Annotated in this window: 10 protein-coding genes; all 10 read left to right on the top strand. The window is 52.7% G+C overall.

Annotated features, from left to right (window positions below; genetic code table 11):
* The first annotated feature begins 5 nt into the window (after nucleotides 1-5).
* The 10 genes from CA13_RS08275 (at nucleotide 6) to CA13_RS08225 (ending at nucleotide 16,530) form a co-directional block, all read left to right on the top strand.
* Nucleotides 6-1,076 carry a glycoside hydrolase family protein gene (locus CA13_RS08275; RefSeq protein WP_419194087.1) on the top strand — a complete coding sequence of 357 codons (1,071 nt, stop codon included), beginning with the start codon at nucleotides 6-8 and terminating at the stop codon, nucleotides 1,074-1,076.
* A gap of 61 nt (nucleotides 1,077-1,137) precedes the next feature.
* Nucleotides 1,138-2,649, top strand: coding sequence for an arylsulfatase (locus CA13_RS08270; protein ID WP_146395440.1), 1,512 nt, complete (start codon nucleotides 1,138-1,140; stop codon nucleotides 2,647-2,649).
* A complete protein-coding gene (locus tag CA13_RS08265; RefSeq protein WP_146395438.1) occupies nucleotides 2,646-4,505 on the top strand; it encodes an alpha-L-fucosidase in 1,860 nt (619 codons plus the stop codon). Before CA13_RS08270 ends, CA13_RS08265 begins: the two co-directional genes overlap by 4 nt.
* A gap of 153 nt (nucleotides 4,506-4,658) precedes the next feature.
* On the top strand, nucleotides 4,659-5,711 hold the full coding sequence (locus tag CA13_RS08260; protein ID WP_419194086.1) for a glycoside hydrolase family protein: 1,053 nt from the start codon (nucleotides 4,659-4,661) through the stop codon (nucleotides 5,709-5,711).
* Nucleotides 5,712-5,894: 183 nt separating this feature from the next.
* Entirely contained in the window at nucleotides 5,895-8,603 is a 2,709-nt protein-coding gene (locus CA13_RS08255) for a right-handed parallel beta-helix repeat-containing protein (RefSeq protein ID WP_146395434.1), read from the top strand.
* Between the two features lie 121 nt (nucleotides 8,604-8,724).
* Nucleotides 8,725-9,798 (top strand): histidine phosphatase family protein, encoded by a 1,074-nt coding sequence (locus tag CA13_RS08250; protein WP_146395432.1) that lies wholly within the window; start codon nucleotides 8,725-8,727, stop codon nucleotides 9,796-9,798.
* Between the two features lie 225 nt (nucleotides 9,799-10,023).
* Nucleotides 10,024-12,123 carry a sulfatase-like hydrolase/transferase gene (locus CA13_RS08245; protein WP_473087450.1) on the top strand — a complete coding sequence of 700 codons (2,100 nt, stop codon included), beginning with the start codon at nucleotides 10,024-10,026 and terminating at the stop codon, nucleotides 12,121-12,123.
* Between the two features lie 1,232 nt (nucleotides 12,124-13,355).
* Nucleotides 13,356-13,853 carry a hypothetical protein gene (locus CA13_RS08240; protein ID WP_146395430.1) on the top strand — a complete coding sequence of 166 codons (498 nt, stop codon included), beginning with the start codon at nucleotides 13,356-13,358 and terminating at the stop codon, nucleotides 13,851-13,853.
* A gap of 245 nt (nucleotides 13,854-14,098) precedes the next feature.
* Nucleotides 14,099-14,626 (top strand): macro domain-containing protein, encoded by a 528-nt coding sequence (locus CA13_RS08230; RefSeq protein WP_146395429.1) that lies wholly within the window; start codon nucleotides 14,099-14,101, stop codon nucleotides 14,624-14,626.
* A gap of 731 nt (nucleotides 14,627-15,357) precedes the next feature.
* On the top strand, nucleotides 15,358-16,530 hold the full coding sequence (locus tag CA13_RS08225) for a putative glycoside hydrolase (protein ID WP_146395428.1): 1,173 nt from the start codon (nucleotides 15,358-15,360) through the stop codon (nucleotides 16,528-16,530).
* The last annotated feature ends 231 nt before the right edge of the window (nucleotides 16,531-16,761 follow it).

Here is a 16,761-nt window from a genome sequence, read left to right as displayed (position 1 = left end):
TTCGGATGAATCTGATTCTCATCGCGGGGCTGCTGGTCGCCATCGAGTCCGCTATGGTTTCCGGGCAAGATCATGAGGATCGCTCATGGGCGGATCGCTTGGAATATGTGGGCGTTGCGGTGGAAGATCCCGGCTATCATGTGTGGGGGTCCAGTCCGGTGGTGGGACCGTCTGGAAAAACGCACCTTTTCCTTGCGCGTTGGCCGTTGAAGCAAGAATTTAAGGCTTGGTTAACCCATTCTGAAATTGCCCGTTATGTGAGTGACAGTCCAGAAGGCCCTTTTGTGTTCCAAGAAGTGGTGGTGCGGGGGAGCGGGAAAGAAGGGGCATGGGATTTTCAGTCGCCACACAATCCCAACATACAGAAGGTAGGGGACCGGTACGTGCTCACCTACATCGCCAATGGTGGCGGAGTGAAAAGTGAACAAGTTGCTTCGCAGCGGATCGGAATGATGATTGCCGATCGCCCCGAAGGCCCCTGGAAAAAGGTCGGGGACGATGGCCTGATCCTGGCCCCTCCGACAGACCCTTCCATCTGGAGCCATCAATCGACGGTTGGAGTCAACAATCCCGCACTCTTGGAGCATCCGGACGGCCGATTTTTTCTGTACTACAAGGCGATGAAGAAGGGGGATGTTCGTCGCATGGGGGTTGCGATTGCGGATCAGGTCGAGGGGCCTTATGCATTTATTGCTGATCCATTGACGAGCAACTCGACGACGATCGAAGATGGCTACGCGTTTGTGGAAAACGGAAAGGTTTACCTGTTAACCACGCACAACAACAAAGGAACGGGCTACCTTTGGGAGTCGGATAACGGGATTCATTTCACGGATCCAATTTTGGGTTACGATAAAATGCATCGCTATCTGGATAAAGAACTTCTTGCCAACGCCAAGGTACCGCGTGGCAAGAAGTTTGAGCGTCCGCAGGTGCTTGTCCAGGACGGGCACCCCACTCACCTCTACGTCGCATCCGGAGCCAATCTAACTGGTGGAAATGGCAGTCATTCTTGCCTATTCCGAATCAAAAGACCGAATCCGTCTCACTCCGGTTCAGAGGCAGGCAGCAGATAGGAAGCGACGCAACGTGTTGTGCCTTTCATCGTTTTGAGTTCATTTGCCCTGAATTAAGAATATGCACCATCTTATAACCGCTGGGTTACTGAACCTGGTATTCATCGCACTTGTATTTTCCGACTGTCACGCAGGCCAGCTTGCGGGCAAGCGTCCCAACATCATCCTTGTGCTTACGGACGACCAGGGAATGGGCGACTTGTCCTGCCTTGGCAATCCGATTCTGAATACGCCAAATATCGACCACTTCTACAAGCAATCGACACGCTTGGCTGATTTTCATGTCAGCCCTTCCTGCGCACCAACGCGTGCAGCAATCATGAGTGGTCGCCATGAATTTCGCGTTGGCGTCACGCATACCATTTTGATGCGCGAGCGCATGGCACTGGACGTTCTCACGCTGCCACAGATGCTTCAAGCGAGCGGTTACGCGACAGGTATCTTTGGCAAATGGCATCTTGGAGACGACGAACCCTACTTGCCACACAATCGTGGATTTGATGAATCGCTAATTCATGGTGCAGGCGGTATTGGCCAAACGGTGTGGGGAGACTTCCCACCCAACGGCAAAAGGACTTACTACGACAGTGTACTGCTGCATAACAACCAGATTGTACAAACCAAAGGCTATTGCACCGACTTGTTTTTTGATGCGGGGATGAACTGGATCAAGGGACAGCATGAAGCAAACAAACCGTTCTTCGCCTACATAGCAACTAACGCGCCTCACACACCTAACATCGCTCCCAAGAAGTACACGCAACGATTTAAAGAGATGGGCTGGGCGACTTCCAAAAACCATGCGCCGGCAGGACGTTTTGGCATGATCGAGAATATCGACGATAATTTTGGTCGAATGATGCAGAATTTGATGGATTGGAATGCCCTCGACAATACGCTCATTATTTTCATGACCGACAATGGAATGAACTATGTGAGCGGCAAGAAGAACGGAAAAAACGCCCCTTTCTTTACTGCGGGTTTAAGAGGCCATAAGGGCACCCCCTATGAAGGCGGAACGCGAGTGCCTTCGTTCTGGTATTGGCCAGGTGTCTTAAAAGAAGGCGTCGATGTGAATGGGCTTACGTCGCACATCGACATCTTTAAAACGTTCGCTGATCTAGTGTCTGCCAAACTGCCTACACAGATGCAAGAGCTCGACGGACGCTCATTGCTGCCGCTGTTACAGCACCCGGATTCCGAGTGGCCCGATCGTGAACTTTTTGTCCATGTTGGTCGCTGGGAAGAAAAGCATCCTCAAGCAAAAAACGTGGCGAGTGCTAAGTTTGTCAACTGTGCCGTCCGGACCGAGCGATGGCGTTTCGTCAACAACTCAGAACTCTACGACATCAATGCTGATCCTGGCGAAACGACTGATGTGTCAGATGCGAATCCCGAAGTCGTTGCCCGACTGCGAAAAAAATACGATGCGTGGTGGGACAAAACTGTGCCACTGATGGTCAATGAAGGGCTCACCACGGAGCGTGTCCGTAAGAAGCTTCCGCTTGTGGAGCGATACAAGCAAGCAATAGAAAGTAAAACCCTACCAACATGGAACCCCAGTATTCGATGAAAACTCTATTGAATGCGATCTGCCTGGTAACACTTGGACTGAACTCATTGAACGCAGCCCAGCCAGACCCCATGGAAGCTCAGGCACGCGCGAAAGCAGACCGTCCCTGGTTTGCTCAATTCATGTCCGGTGATCCCGTGGTGGCTGCCTTCCCCGGTGAGTCGGAACAAGATCGCATAAAGCGTGTCGCGAAATGGAAAGATGCCAAATTTGGTCTCTTCCTCCACTGGGGACCGCAGAAAGCAGGCGGTGAAGTCAAGATTAGTGATAACGTCTTACGCCGATTCAATCCGACGAAGTTTGACGCTGAACAATGGGTGCTGACAGCCAAAAAGATCGGCTTCCGATACATCGTGATCACGACGAAGCATCACTCGGGCTTCTGTATGTTTGATTCGGCCTACACCAACCATGACATCATGGATGCAACGCCGTTTGGCCGCGACCCGATGAAGGAACTGGCCGATGCTTGTGCAAAGCATGATATGTTGCTCGGCTTTTATTACTCGGTTTGGGACATCGCTCACGCCGATTACACGGCAAAACTCGGCAGCCCGAATTACGCTCGGTATCATCAATACATGCTCGATCAAACCGAGGAGTTGCTCACCAAGTATGGTGACATCGTGACGCTCTGGATGGACGGCGAGTGGGTCAACACATGGAGCTATGAGCGGGCATCGGATTACCGCGATCATGTCAGAAAGTGGCAACCGGATATCTTGCTCGTGGATCGTATCGGGCAGCGTCGCCTGGGGGATGGAGACTATGGATCTTCAGAGAACTTCGTACCGTACGTCGGGGACAATATCAACGGTCGCCTGTGGGAGAGCTGTCAGAGATTTGACGGAGGCTGGTTCTGGAAAGGCAAGGACACTTCGCAATCACTCAAGTGGGCAATCGACAACCTGGTTGATACCGTTTCGCGTGGTGGCAACCTGCTGATGAATATGGGGCCAACGCCGGAGGGGCTCCTTCCTCCTGTGAGTGTGCGAAAGTTGCAACCGCTCGGCAATTGGTTGCGCAAATATGGTGAGTCAATCTATGCGACGGAGCGTGGCCCGCACTACCTGCTGGATTGGGGCGCGTGCAGCCGGCGCGGCAATACACTCTACTACTTCGTCAGAGATTGGCCTAATGATGGCAAGCTCGTCATCCCAGGTCTTAACGTGGGGCAGCCGGACGCAGTTATCCAGCAGATTCAATTTCTCGGCGACATTAAGCCACTTTCATTCGTCCAGTCTGCTGGTAATGTGGTCGTTGATGTGCCAGCAAAATCGGTCGACCCACTGTTGAGTGTGATCAAGGTTGAGCTAAACGGCGCCCCTGTTGTTGACAATGCGAGTCGTCCATTGACTCGGCCGTTACGCCCTCAGCAGGGGAACGCAGAAGTTGATGTTGGTGATTACTTTTTGTCATCCGCCTTTGCGAAGGTTCACGGTGAAGACTTGCACTTTTCGCTTGGTGCCGGAGCCGGTGGACAACGTGAAAACTTAAAAGGTTGGACCAATCCGTCGGATTGGGCGGAGTGGGAACTTGTCGTTGAAGAGCCTGGTTCTTACGTCGTGAAAGTCAACCAATCCAGTTGGATGAATAGCGGCAAGTTCGTCCTCGAAGTTGCTGGCCAGGAGTTCCGACACACCGTGAAAGCCGGGCCTCTCGGCAGGGGACGCTTGTCTCCGTTCAAAGCCGCTTTCCAGTTGGTTGAGCTAGGCCAAGTGAACTTTGATCAGCCCGGTCGCTATCAACTCTCGGTCAAAGCATTGAAAATCGCCCCGTTGGCGATCGAATACGATCAAGGCCTGATGATGCTCCGCGAAGTCGTGTTGTCGCCCGCAAAGTATGGTAATGATTAAGATGTCGTTGTGGAAATCACGGCGAGCGAAAAGACCCTTTCCGCCCAGATGGGCCCCGGCGGCGGGCACTGCATGCTCTTCGAGCCGAAATGACTTGCAAATGACACAACTGGAACAACAAACTTCCTCCATCGAATGGAAAAGATGATGCAAATGAGACTCTTTGTACTTTGTCTATTGGCTGTACCGACGCTTTGCATGGCGCAACCATGCGATCTTGAGTTTGAATATGTTGGCAAGGCGGTGCAAACCGAAGGCATGCATGTTTGGGGTTCGTCGCCCGTGATCGGCCCTGACGGAAAAGTGCATCTGTATGTCGCACGTTGGTCCATGATGACGCAGAAGAACTTCAGCGGTTGGTACAAGGAGTGCGAAATTGCACACTACGTGGGCGACAAGCCGGAGGGCCCTTTTGAATTTGTCCGTGTGGCGGTGCCCGATTCCGACGGAACCTTCAACTCGCCACACAACCCAACGATCAAGAAGATCGATGGGAAATATGTGCTTTGCTTCATCGTCAACGAAAACAGTTTGCTAAAAACACAGCGGATCGTCATGTACGTCGCTGACGATTTGAACGACGACTGGAAACCGGCCGCCGGAGCCGAGGCCGACGGCACGATCCTGCGAAAGTCCACGGAACCTGGGGATTGGAATGTGGCTGCCCAGTTGGGTGTTTCCAATCCTTCGCTGGTGAAACACAATGGAAAATATCTGTTGTACGACAAGTCTGTCGTCAAGCCTTACCCCAAAGCCAAACGCGGCAGGTACAACTATGGCGTTGCCGTGTCGGACAAGCTGGAAGGCCCCTACAAGCATCATCCGAAACGTGTCACCCCGGACTCCATGCAGCTGGAAGACGCGTATGCGTTCACCATGAATCAGCATGTCTATATGCTAAGCCGTGATTTTGTGGGGTCCAAAGGGTCAAACGGTGGAGGACTGCTTTGGAAATCCAAGGAAGGATTCTTTTTTGATGCCGAGAACACGACGCGTGCCTATGAAGATCTGGCACATTACGTCGGGAAGGAAGCGTTGAGTGAAGGTAAAGCGTATCGAGGCAAAATCGATGGCCACCTTGAACGCGCGCAGGTGCTTGCGATCGACGGGAATCCCGCGTATCTGTATTTGGCCACCGGAGTCAATACGACGCCTGGGCACGGTAGCTGTTCGCACGTCTTCAAGATGAAGGAACGAACCAAATAAAAGGCGGAATCTGAAGGCCAGCGATTGACTTTGTCTTTGGATTGCAAATGTGGACGGGCGGCTTTTAAAAACACTTATTGCAGTCGGATGCCTGCGGCTCGAGTTACGGAACAACTCACAGACGGGAAACGCTTTCACTCGTAAAACAAATTGCTGACAGCACAAAGATAGAAACATCTCGATATGTCCAAAATACACAAATACGTCATTCTGTTCTGGTGCCTCACCTTCAGTTCGCTCTGGGCTGATCAGGCGACCCTTGTTATGAGTCCCGATGGTCCCATCGCGACGCTGGAAGATGCTCGATTGCAAGTTCGAGAACTTAAGAAAAGGCAGCCCAGTCAACCGATTGAGGTCCTGATAAAAGGCGGTGTCTACCCTTTAAGGCAAACCGTTGTGTTTGGTGTGGAGGATTCGGGCGTTGAAGGAGCTGCTGTCGTTTACAAAGCGTTCCCCGGTGAGGAACCTGTGTTTACAGGAGGTGTTTCGATAACGGGATGGAAAAAAACGTCATCGGATCCCAAGGGCGTATCCGAGCAGGCGCGCGGCAAGCTTTGGGTGGCTGAGATTCCAAAGGGAGCAGGCGAGCAATGGGTGATCCGATCCCTCTACGATGGGAAGACGATTCTTAAACGCTCCAGGTCAGGTAGCTTCAAATATGCAGACGTCAAAAAGGAAAATGACTTTAACCAGCAGGGTAAAAAGTTAACGAGTGTGTTGGAGTATGAAGGTAAGCCCGTTGCACCGTTCGACCGCACTGTTTTCTACAGGGACAATGACATCAAGGATTGGCAAAACCCTTCCGATATCGAACTCCTGCTGAAGGATCGTCCGTGGTTGGCCAACATCATCCCGCTTGAGCGCATTGATTCCGAAAACAAGATTGCCCACTTGGCGGTGGATCCGACGTATCAGCCGATCAACCCGAACAACCGCTACTGGGTTGAGAATGCGATCGAATATCTGGATGAGCCGGGAGAATGGGTGGTAAATACTCAGGAAGGGCGTATTTACATGTGGCCTGAAAAGGATGTGGCCGACATGAATGTGATCGCGCCGTTTCTACAGGAATTCATCCGAGTTGAAGGCGCGGAGGATGGACCTTTTGCGTCGCATCTCCGTTTCGAAGGTCTCACCTTCACCCATGGTGTGCGTGACAACCTGCTTGCACAGGATAAGGGCCTGCAACACGACTGGGAAATGTATGACAAGGGCAATGCCGTGGTCCGCTTCCGCTTTGCCGAAGACTGCGCGGTTTCATCGTGTGTCATCAAGTCAAGCAGCGGCACGGGCATCCGCCTCGATCTGCACTGTCAGCGAATCAAAATTGCCAGCAATCACCTGCACCATCTCGGCGGAGGAGGCATTGTGCTCAGCGGCTATGGTCCGGGCACCAAGGACGTGAACAAGAACAACGTGGTGCACGACAACTACATTCACCACATCGGTGAACTCTTGTTGCATTCCGCCGCCATTTTCATCACACAAAGCGGGCACAACGAAATCACCCACAACACGATTCAAGAAGTTCCTTACAACGGCATTGTGGTGAGCGGTTGCCGTCCGCATGAGTTTTACCTCGTGAACCGAATCCCATTCAGGCGCGCATGGGTATCCTCGATTCGATTTAAGGAGTGTGAGTCCGCTATCAGAAAGGGACTCGCCGCCGAGTGGCAGAACCGTCTTGAGCACTTCCTGCCGCTTCTACATGCCCGTGAAAACAAGATCATCATGAATGATATCTCGCGCACGCTTCTCAAGCTGCATGACGGGAACGCGATCTATTTCTCAGCCATGGGCGAGGACAACTTGGTGGAGCGCAACTATCTTCACGAAAATTATGATACAGCAGGGGCCATTCGTCTGGATGACAATCCGAGTTTCACCATCATCCGGGAAAATGTGATCACTGAATCAGAGCGAGGCCTGGGGCTCAAGGGACCTGCCGATGTGATCAACAACTTCATTTTCACTGAAACTTTCCTGCGCGGGCGAACCCTGCCTGGATGGTTGGGTGGCACCAAGAAAGCGCTACCGCAGAGAAACATCTTTATGCCGCCGGCGTCTTCTAAGTCCGGTAACGGTCTTTACCTGACAGACGAGCGTGCGACGAACCGGCCGTTCTATGAGAATCTCCCTAAAATGGAGAACTCGATCTATTTTACGCAGAATAAGAGTGATCCGTACGTGCCCAAAGCAGAACTCGGGAGTGACTTGTTCGCTGGGCAACCGGTGACGCCCGGTAAAGATCCGGTGAAGCTACTCTACGCAGATCCCATGTTTGATGAAGAAGCGATGAAGGAAGGACTCTATCGATTCAAGAAGGGTTCGCCCGCCGAGAAGCTCGGCATCAAACCGATCGATCTGCGCGAGGTCGGATCGTCTTTAGCAAACCCCTTGAATGCTCGAGGTAAAAAGGTCGTCTTTGAATTTACCGATGGTTCCGCACTGGATGCAAAAGCGGGCGTCGTTGGGGCGAGAATGACCGTCAGCGGCATCACTCTCACCACTCGTGCGATCATCGGCAGTGATCGGACTCACGAGGGCAATACGACCACCATCTATAAAGGCGTGGACTCTCTGAGTATCAACACCGGCTCCGTGAGTGGCTCCGAATATCAGAATTTCGATCCCAATGAAGCTTGGGTGTTTGATTTCGACACCGACGTCATGCTTGATGAGATTGATTTCGCTGGGCTTGGGCGCGGCGAAACCATGAGACTTACAATTCTTGACGGAAGTAACGGAGGAATGGGAACCGTGCGAACGGTTACCGATGCGGATGTTCTGGTTCTCGAAAAACAGGTTTCTGCAGGAACGGATATTCGAATGGAGCAAATTGCAGGCAAGGCGCGAATCGACTCGATTTCTGTTGCTGAGCCAGGTTTATGAATTGTTTCGATCCAAGGGTGATCAATCTAGCGGTAAACAACACCGTCACTGCTGAATTTCCCGTGGGGACAACTATAAGCAACAAGCTTCGACCACAGATTTGATCGCAACAGAGGCCATTATGAAAAAACCATTAATCGTATCGCTACTTATTCTGGCAGCCAGTGTTTTGCTGGGACCGAGCGTTGCCTTCGCGGAGTTGAAGATCTATTACATCCGCCATGCAGAAGGTGGGCACAACGTCAAAGCGGACTGGGAGCATCGGAAGGTTCCCAAAGATCAATGGCCCGCTTACGTTGGGAACCCCGATATGTTTACTCCGAAAGGACTGGCTCAGCAGGCCGCCGTGTCGGGGAAGCTCAAGAAATACGACTTTGATTTTATTGCGGTAAGTCCGTTGTGGCGATGCCGGAATACAATTTTGCCCTACATGAAAGAGATGGACGTTAAAGGGGAGATCTGGCCGGAGCTTCTCGAGCAACGTGCCAGCGACTTGATTCTATCCACGGAACAACCAGCACCCACCGACACGATTTTCGGAGAGGGAGATGCTGTGGAATTACCCGCCAATGAGGCACCCTATTTTTCCCTGCGGTCGGACGGCATGAATAATATCAAACTGCCTCGCTACGGGAACACGCCAGCAGATGATGAACTGGTGAACGCCGCGGCCCGTGTCGTGATTCAACGAGTGCTCGACATGATTCAGGATCGTTTTGGCGGGACCGATACAACCATTCTGCTGTCAGGGCATGGAAGCAGCGGTAAAGCCGTTCTCCGAATGCTGACGAAAGATCCGCTAGACGGATTTCCCAGTATTTCAAATACGGGAATCTGGATGGCCCGAGAGCAAGCCAACGGCGAGTTCAAGCCAATGATGTTCAACGATTATCCGCTTGAAAATGGTAAGCCTTCCGCCGCATTAAAACATGCGTCGATGGATACCAATGGCGACGGGCAGGTGACCAAAGCGGAATACGTTGCCCCTCGCGCCGCCGGCTTCGGACGGAAAGACCACAACAAAGACGGGGTTCTCTCACTTAACGAGCATGCCCATTCCTCGTTTGAAGTCGCGGACAAGAATCAGGATAACCAGCTGACACCGGAAGAATATGCTTCTGTTTTTGAGGATCAGTTCGATCAGCACTATGATAAAAATGGCGACGGCGTATGTACCGTTGATGAGATGCGATAACGAAGTGCAAAATTTGGCAATGGACCCACAGGAAATGAGCAGAAGAGAACAGAGGAAATGGACGAATTTGAGAAATTATTCGGTATGGGTATTGGGACCGTGCATCACAGTGCCTTGCATGCAAAATGACTGATACTGAAAAGCCTTCTCCGTTCTCTCCGTTGCCTCCTGTTAAATCAATTCACCGAAAAAAGCCATCCAATCCCAACCTCAGGATACATTCCCTTGAAAATTCGACTACTGCAATTTTTGTTTCTGCCCGCAGCATTGTTTTCGGTCAACGACGCTACGTTGTATGCCGACGACGACGGTCGCCCTGAGAAACCGAACGTTTTGTTGTTGCTGACCGACGACCTCGGTTGGCAAGACGTCAAGTGCTATGACATTGACGATCCTTCGCCGATGGAAACGCCCAACATCGACGCCTTTGCCAAGCAGGGTGTGATGTTTTGGCAAGGTTACTCACCGGCCCCAACCTGTGCTCCTTCACGCTGTGCCATCCTGAGCGGCAACCATCCAGCGCGGGCACAGAAAACACACGTCGTTGGCGGTGCACCACCGAAGCCGAACAGCAAGCATTCTCGGGTGATGAATCCATGGTATAGCGGTCGTATGCCTGCCGATGAAATGACCTTGGCAAAAGCTCTTCGCCAAAACGGATACACGACAGGACATTCGGGAAAATGGCACATTGCGATCAGCCACAATGCCTTCCCGCAGCCGCAGGATTTGGGTTTTGATTTCACTCGGTCCAGTCGTGGATCGCGAAGTGGGATGGACAATCGACTCACCGGTTTTGCCACCACGGCCGCGGATGATCCATACAGGCTCGATGAAAACGGCTACCCGTATCACCAAACGAACGAAGATGCCCTGACGTTTTTGAAGGAGAACAAAGACAAACCGTTCTTTCTGTACTATGCGACCTGGCTCGTTCACGCTCCGATTCACACGCGGTCAGAGGCCCACTTAGACAAATACGTCAAGCGTTTGGGGACGGATCCGGCCAACACCCCGACGAAGGACACGCCGGGCCAGTTGAATCCGTTTTATTGTGCGATGGTCCAGGAACTGGATTACTACGTTGGGATCATTTTCGATTATCTCGACGAGACCGAAGATCCACGCTGGCCCGGACACAGCCTGAGCGAAAACACTTATGTGATCTTCACCTCCGACAACGGCGGCATGGAAGGCAGCCCGAAGGAGCGCTACACCGATAACGAACCGTTGGCTCGCGGGAAAATCTCGGCGATGGAAGGCGGGACCCGTGTTCCGTTGCTGATCGCAGGCCCCGGGATTGCCGCGGGTGTGCAGACCGACGTGATGGCCAATGGGCTTGATTTCTATCCCACGATCCTGGCGATGACGGGAACACCCAAGCCATCAAACAAGAATCTCGATGGGTGTGACCTGCTGCCGCTCCTGCACAACAACCCCACGGATGCCGGGCTGGTCAAGCACGCTGACGGGACGACTCGCGACACGATGGTTTGGCACTTCCCGCACGGATCGGCGATGGAAAGTACGATTCGCGTCGGCGATTACAAGTTGGTCCGCAATTTCGACCACGTCGGCAACGACGAAACAGTACCTTTGGAGCTGTTTCAGCTTTATGATTCATCCAACAACAACGCACGACGTGTTGATATCGAGGAAGCGAGGAATCTGTCCGAGTCGATGCCGGAGTTGGCCCAAAGCATGAACACCAAACTGACGGCCGCGCTGACCGAGATGCACGCAAGCTATCCGTATTACAACCCAGCTTGTGCGATACCCTTGCCCAACCAGGACAAGGTTTGCACGGTTGAGTCGCATCAAAGGAAAGGGCAAAAAGTTAGCGCTACCTACAAAGAAAAGGGTGCCCGGGTCACCAGCGCGGATTTGATTTACACACTCAACGGTGGCGAGCAGTACGAAGAATGGTTTCGCACGCCAGCGACTCTAGCGGATAACAACACCGTCACTGCTGAATTACCCGCCGGGACAACCCACTATTACCTGAACCTGATCGACGAGAATCAGTTTCTACGGAGTTACCCGGAAGTTGCGGGAAACGGCAAATCGTTCGCCGGCACTGCTTTGAGTACTCAGCAAGAATCGGCTGCCGCGCCGATCAAGGCCACGAGGACCAGATCAAAAGGAAAGGGTGATCGCAATATTCCTTTTGATCGCTGGGACACGAATAAGGACGAGCACCTGTCGCTGGAAGAGTATCAGAGCGGACTGGCTGGGAAACCTGACTTGGAGGAACGCTTCAATCGTTTTGACACCAACGGCGACGGCAAAGTCTCGCGTGGAGAATTTGTGGGGAAGGAGCGGTAAACCGAGACTTGGATGTGGGCAATTGGTGTTTCAGAGCGTCGGTTCTACCGCAAAGACGCTGTCAACTGGATGAGTATTCCGGTGATGATCCGAAATGCCGTGGATGCGATCAGCAAGAACAGGTGTCTGCTCTGAATGGCACAGGCATCGTCCTAAGCTGCTGTAGTATAACGGTTTCGGTTTAGTTTGCGGGGACACGTCATGAGCCTGTAGCTCTTCTGCCTGCGTTTCAGCTCCCTTTTTTCTTGTCTGTCTGGGCGGTTGCCAACACCTCGTTCGGAAATCACTTCGAGCAGGTTGCCCCACTGCTCGTTGCCTCGGACGGAACCGAGTCGCAACGATGATGCAAACTCTTTCATCGCCTGCATTGCACCAGTGAAGCTCGGACGCGAGGGACTGAGGCTAAACCTCAACGCAGATACAAGGATCTCGCACCGCATCAAGTTAATTCCAATCAGGTGGCAGTGGATCCCTTCTTCTGGCTCTTCAACTGTGGGTATGAATCTTGGTTCTCCTCTGTACCTGACATCGTGACCGTCAACCATCTCTACAATTCGTCCATGAAACAACCATGCTTCGCTGCTGACTTCTTCGCAACGTTTGGATGTCCATGCGAGCAGTTGCTCGAAGAGTTCCTCCAGGTTAGGAAGTCCCGAAGTGCTATCGGAAGAAAGTGGGCAACCTTCCTGGCGTCGTCCCTCGCGGAGAGCTTCTGTAGAAAACCAATTTCCTGGATTCACTAGACCTCCATTGGTTGTCGTCTCACGCGGGAGAGGGTCGGCGAGGGCACATTGCATTCAACAGCACCGGTGTCGTGGAAATCGAGAGGCGGAAAACTCGGTCATGTCGGCTAACGGCAAGCTAGATTTCTAAGCGGCATCGGCTCGTGAATGGTTCCGAGCGTTGGATGATCGCGATTTGATCGGTTGCCCGTGATCGGTTGCCCGTGATCGGTTGCCCGTGAACGGTTGAATTGCGCAGAACCTTCTCGTTGTAACGAATTTGCGGATGAAGTATGCACTTGTCATCACCGGCGTTCTGGTCGGGCTAGCAAGCATGAATAGCGCCAGCGAAGCTGTCCAGTGTCGATTCTCGCTGGCCAGGATGGGTGTCGCTAACGAGGACCTGCGCGTTTTCCCAAATCAATCAAATTAATCTGTCGAGCGGAACATACACCCCGTAGCCGACAAATTCGGGCGGTATGAACAGGGCAATACGCCGGAGGAAAAAATATGATCGGCACCTTTCTCATTTATTTGGTGAGCTACAGTCTGCCTGTCGGTTTGATGTGCGTGATGTGGAAACTCAACGCCCGGCGGTGGACCCGCCTGGCCCGAGCGTATCGCGTTGTTGAGGGAACCGATTGCGTTGCCAAGCGGACCATGCAGACGGTGATTTTGGTTGCTGGCGATGTCGGGTGGAACTCTTACAAGGGAATCGTGACGGTCGGCGTGACGAGAGAGGGTATTTTGCTAAAGTTGATGCCTCCCTTTTCTCTCTTTCACCCACCGATACTGATCCCCTACGGCGACAGCCACATCGAGCCGAAGCGATGGTACCTGATAGGAAAGACATTGCAGTACACGTTGCGCGAGGTGAGTGACGTAAAGATGATTGTCCACGATGACTTGCAGGATTGGATTGAATCGCAAGTCGCCAGCTTGGCCATCGCACAGGCAGACACTCGAATCGACGACGATGTATTCGCGGGCATGCCGACGATTGTTTGATTTGCAATCGCTGCGACAGCAAACCTAACCCTACCGAACGATTTTCAGTCAGTCCGGTCGCTCGTTGGCTGCAGAGGCTTGGTGCTTACAATACGATCGCGTTGCCATTGATTGGTGCCGGCACCGGCGGCGGGTCGACCGGCGCCGTTTTTGATATGATCAAGGCGAGCTAGCGAACGTTAGCTTTGGAGGGCGAATCGTCATCGTTCAATTGAGGAAACACTGAATTAACAGGATTCATTCAAATGCTGATCAACATTCAAGTTGGCGACGTACTAGAAGTTGCCGCTAACGTGTTGATCTCTACCGCGAACCCTTGGCTGAATCTTTCCGGTGGCGTCAATGGAGCGATCCTCTCGGCGGTTGGGCCGACGATTCAAGAGGAACTGCACACATACCTTCATTGCCAAGGCATCTCTGCCGTGCCGGTTGGAACCGTCGTCCAAAGCGAAGCCGGAAACCTGCCGTTCGAATGCATTCTGCATGCGGTAGCGATCGACCCGTTCTACGATTCGTCCGTTGAACTTGTCCGCGAGACCATCGTTGCCGGTTTAGACCTTGCCATTAATGCTGGAGCGAAAACAATCTCTACGCCGACGTTGGCCACCGGATACGGCCCAATGTCAATCGCTGATTTTGGAACCGCAGTGGCGCCGCTTGCCAATGAACCTAAGTTCGATGAGATTTCATTGACAATCGTAGTCCGCTCAGAAGAGCACCGATCCGAGCTGTTCGAAGCCATCTCAGCGGCTCGGGTTTCCCACCGGCGGTAAGGCTCGCCAACCAAGAATCTGGTTAACCCTTCCCAGTTCTCTCCTACATAACGCACCTGCACAGTGGACGCGTTATGCGTTCTATGACCTGGAATGGGATTTCCATGCAAAAATTCATTTTCCGTCGTGCTCGTGCTCGTGCTCGTGTTTGGATCGTTGCCCATACCGAAATCGGCCAAGGTCACGAGGTGCGGCGGGACGCTCTACACGCTGAAGCCAGATGAGAAGGAAGGCCAGTTATAAGGCCAGTTATGCGGTGTGTATCCGTACAAGGTACACGTGGATTTTTCGTTCGCCCAAGGTGCTTTTCTCGACGACCCCGATGGGTTACTCAAACGGCGGCGGCAAGTTCCGTCGGCAACGGACGTGCGAGAGCTTTGATGATCTTGATGCGAAAATCGTCAAGCGGATTGTGAAGGCAGCGGCGAAGCTTTGAAGCTTGCTTCGTTGATCAATCGCGTCGACAGCCTGTTGGGTCGGCCAATCTATCCGCACGCTTCCATTTCGACCAAGGCCAATTTCACATCATCCCGCGTCCATGGGGACTAAACTGGTACGAAGCTAACGTCGCCTGAGTTTACGCAAAATACCTCGACCAAATCCACAACCAAGACGTGTGTCTTGATCGGTCTGCAGTCTACTGGTAATAGGATGATCAGTCCAAGAACAAGTAAGCTGGGCAGCACTACAGCAAATGGTGATCGCTAAAGGGAAGATAAAGGGAATATGTCATGAAAGTCAGACAACGGTTGGGTTTGATTCTGTTCACAGCGATTTTCGCCAGTCATGCCATTGGTCAGCAACGGCAGGAACCCGCGAGTAACGTGTTTCCGGAGTTCAGTTGGGACCGGGTGCCGGTGTCTGTGCACTTTGGTATCGGCGACGGGCTCGAACCGGAACAATATGATTTCGTGGCCAAGCACTTCAATTTCATTACGCTCACTGCGGGCCAGCTCCCCAGAGACAGTACAGGCAGCGCTGAGACATACACTGCGGAAGCCGCCCGGGCCATCAAGAATCGCAACCCGAAAGCGAAAGTGCTGTTCTACTGGGCCAGCGATAAGCCGAAGGCTCAATCGAAGATATCCAATGCAGCCTATCCGGGTGAATACATCATCCACACTCGAAACAGAAAGGGTGGAAAGAAACAAGTCACGAAGCATTTCGACGTGACTCGCAAGGAGGTTCAGGATTGGTGGTCTGATGCAGCCGCCAATGCCGTACATAAATATTCCTGCGACGGTATCTTTGTTGATGGGGCTACCGCAGGCACTCCCGGAGGCCCGTGGAGTCGTGACCTAGGCAATGAGAAGGCTGCCACGATGGACAAGGCCATGTTTGCCATGCTGAACAATGCAAGAAAGAAAATGGGCCCTGGCAAGCTCATTATCTTCAATCCGCTGCATGGTTATGAAGGAAGTCGCACGCAGTTGGGCAAGGAATATTTGCCGGTGACCGATGGTGCCATGGTAGATGATTTTGACCGGCTCCGCGTGCAAAGCAAGGAATACATGGCCAACACGATGAAGACGATGCAAGAAGCCGCAAAAGACGAAAAGATCATCGTCTTCAAAGGCTGGCCGCGTTTTCTGAGCGCGTGGAGGGACGGGAAGATGAAGCAGACTCCGCATGACGAAGTCCTCCGTATGGCGCAAAAGGACATCACTTTTCCGCTGGCCTGCTTCCTGGTGGGAGCCGAACCAAACTGCTATTTCTGCTATACCTGGGGATGGAATCCTGAAGAGGGTTCGCTCGACTGGTATCCGGAATTTGACAAGCCGCTGGGACCGCCGAAGGGCGATGCTGTTCAGAGAGGCTGGACATTCCAGCGTGAATTCGAACACGCCACGGTGTTTGTGGACCTGGAAAACAGGACGGCCAAAATAGACTGGTCTACCCTCTGAAGAAGAAAAAGGCGTGGAAACCGAAACCGCCGTCTGCTAGTACCCCCCAGGTCGGGCTTCTCTTTCGCGAACTTCACTGTCAAATCAACGAGCACTTGGTGGGGCCTTGGCCGACCAGGTTTCTTCGCTTTTCCGGCGAAGTCGTCCCAATTGTTGGCAACAAGTTGCCGGTGCCAACGCAAGCTTGTGTCCGGCATAAACAGAGTGCCAACTTGTGCAAGTTGTTTGCGG

It is taken from the genome of Novipirellula herctigrandis (genome assembly GCA_007859835.1).
Taxonomy (GTDB): Bacteria; Planctomycetota; Planctomycetia; order Pirellulales; family Pirellulaceae; genus Novipirellula_A; species Novipirellula_A herctigrandis.
The sequence above is the reverse complement of the archived record's forward strand: the minus strand, read 5'-3'. Positions and strand labels throughout refer to the sequence as shown.

Excerpts from the sequence above, each read along its gene's own strand:
- CA13_RS08275 (WP_419194087.1), top strand. The coding sequence starts at position 6 with ATGAATCTGATTCTCATCGCGGGGCTGCTGGTCGCCATCGAGTCCGCT.
- CA13_RS08270 (WP_146395440.1), top strand. The coding sequence starts at position 1,138 with ATGCACCATCTTATAACCGCTGGGTTACTGAACCTGGTATTCATCGCA.
- CA13_RS08265 (WP_146395438.1), top strand. The coding sequence starts at position 2,646 with ATGAAAACTCTATTGAATGCGATCTGCCTGGTAACACTTGGACTGAAC.
- CA13_RS08260 (WP_419194086.1), top strand. The coding sequence starts at position 4,659 with ATGAGACTCTTTGTACTTTGTCTATTGGCTGTACCGACGCTTTGCATG.
- CA13_RS08255 (WP_146395434.1), top strand. The coding sequence starts at position 5,895 with ATGTCCAAAATACACAAATACGTCATTCTGTTCTGGTGCCTCACCTTC.
- CA13_RS08250 (WP_146395432.1), top strand. The coding sequence starts at position 8,725 with ATGAAAAAACCATTAATCGTATCGCTACTTATTCTGGCAGCCAGTGTT.
- CA13_RS08240 (WP_146395430.1), top strand. The coding sequence starts at position 13,356 with ATGATCGGCACCTTTCTCATTTATTTGGTGAGCTACAGTCTGCCTGTC.
- CA13_RS08230 (WP_146395429.1), top strand. The coding sequence starts at position 14,099 with ATGCTGATCAACATTCAAGTTGGCGACGTACTAGAAGTTGCCGCTAAC.
- CA13_RS08225 (WP_146395428.1), top strand. The coding sequence starts at position 15,358 with ATGAAAGTCAGACAACGGTTGGGTTTGATTCTGTTCACAGCGATTTTC.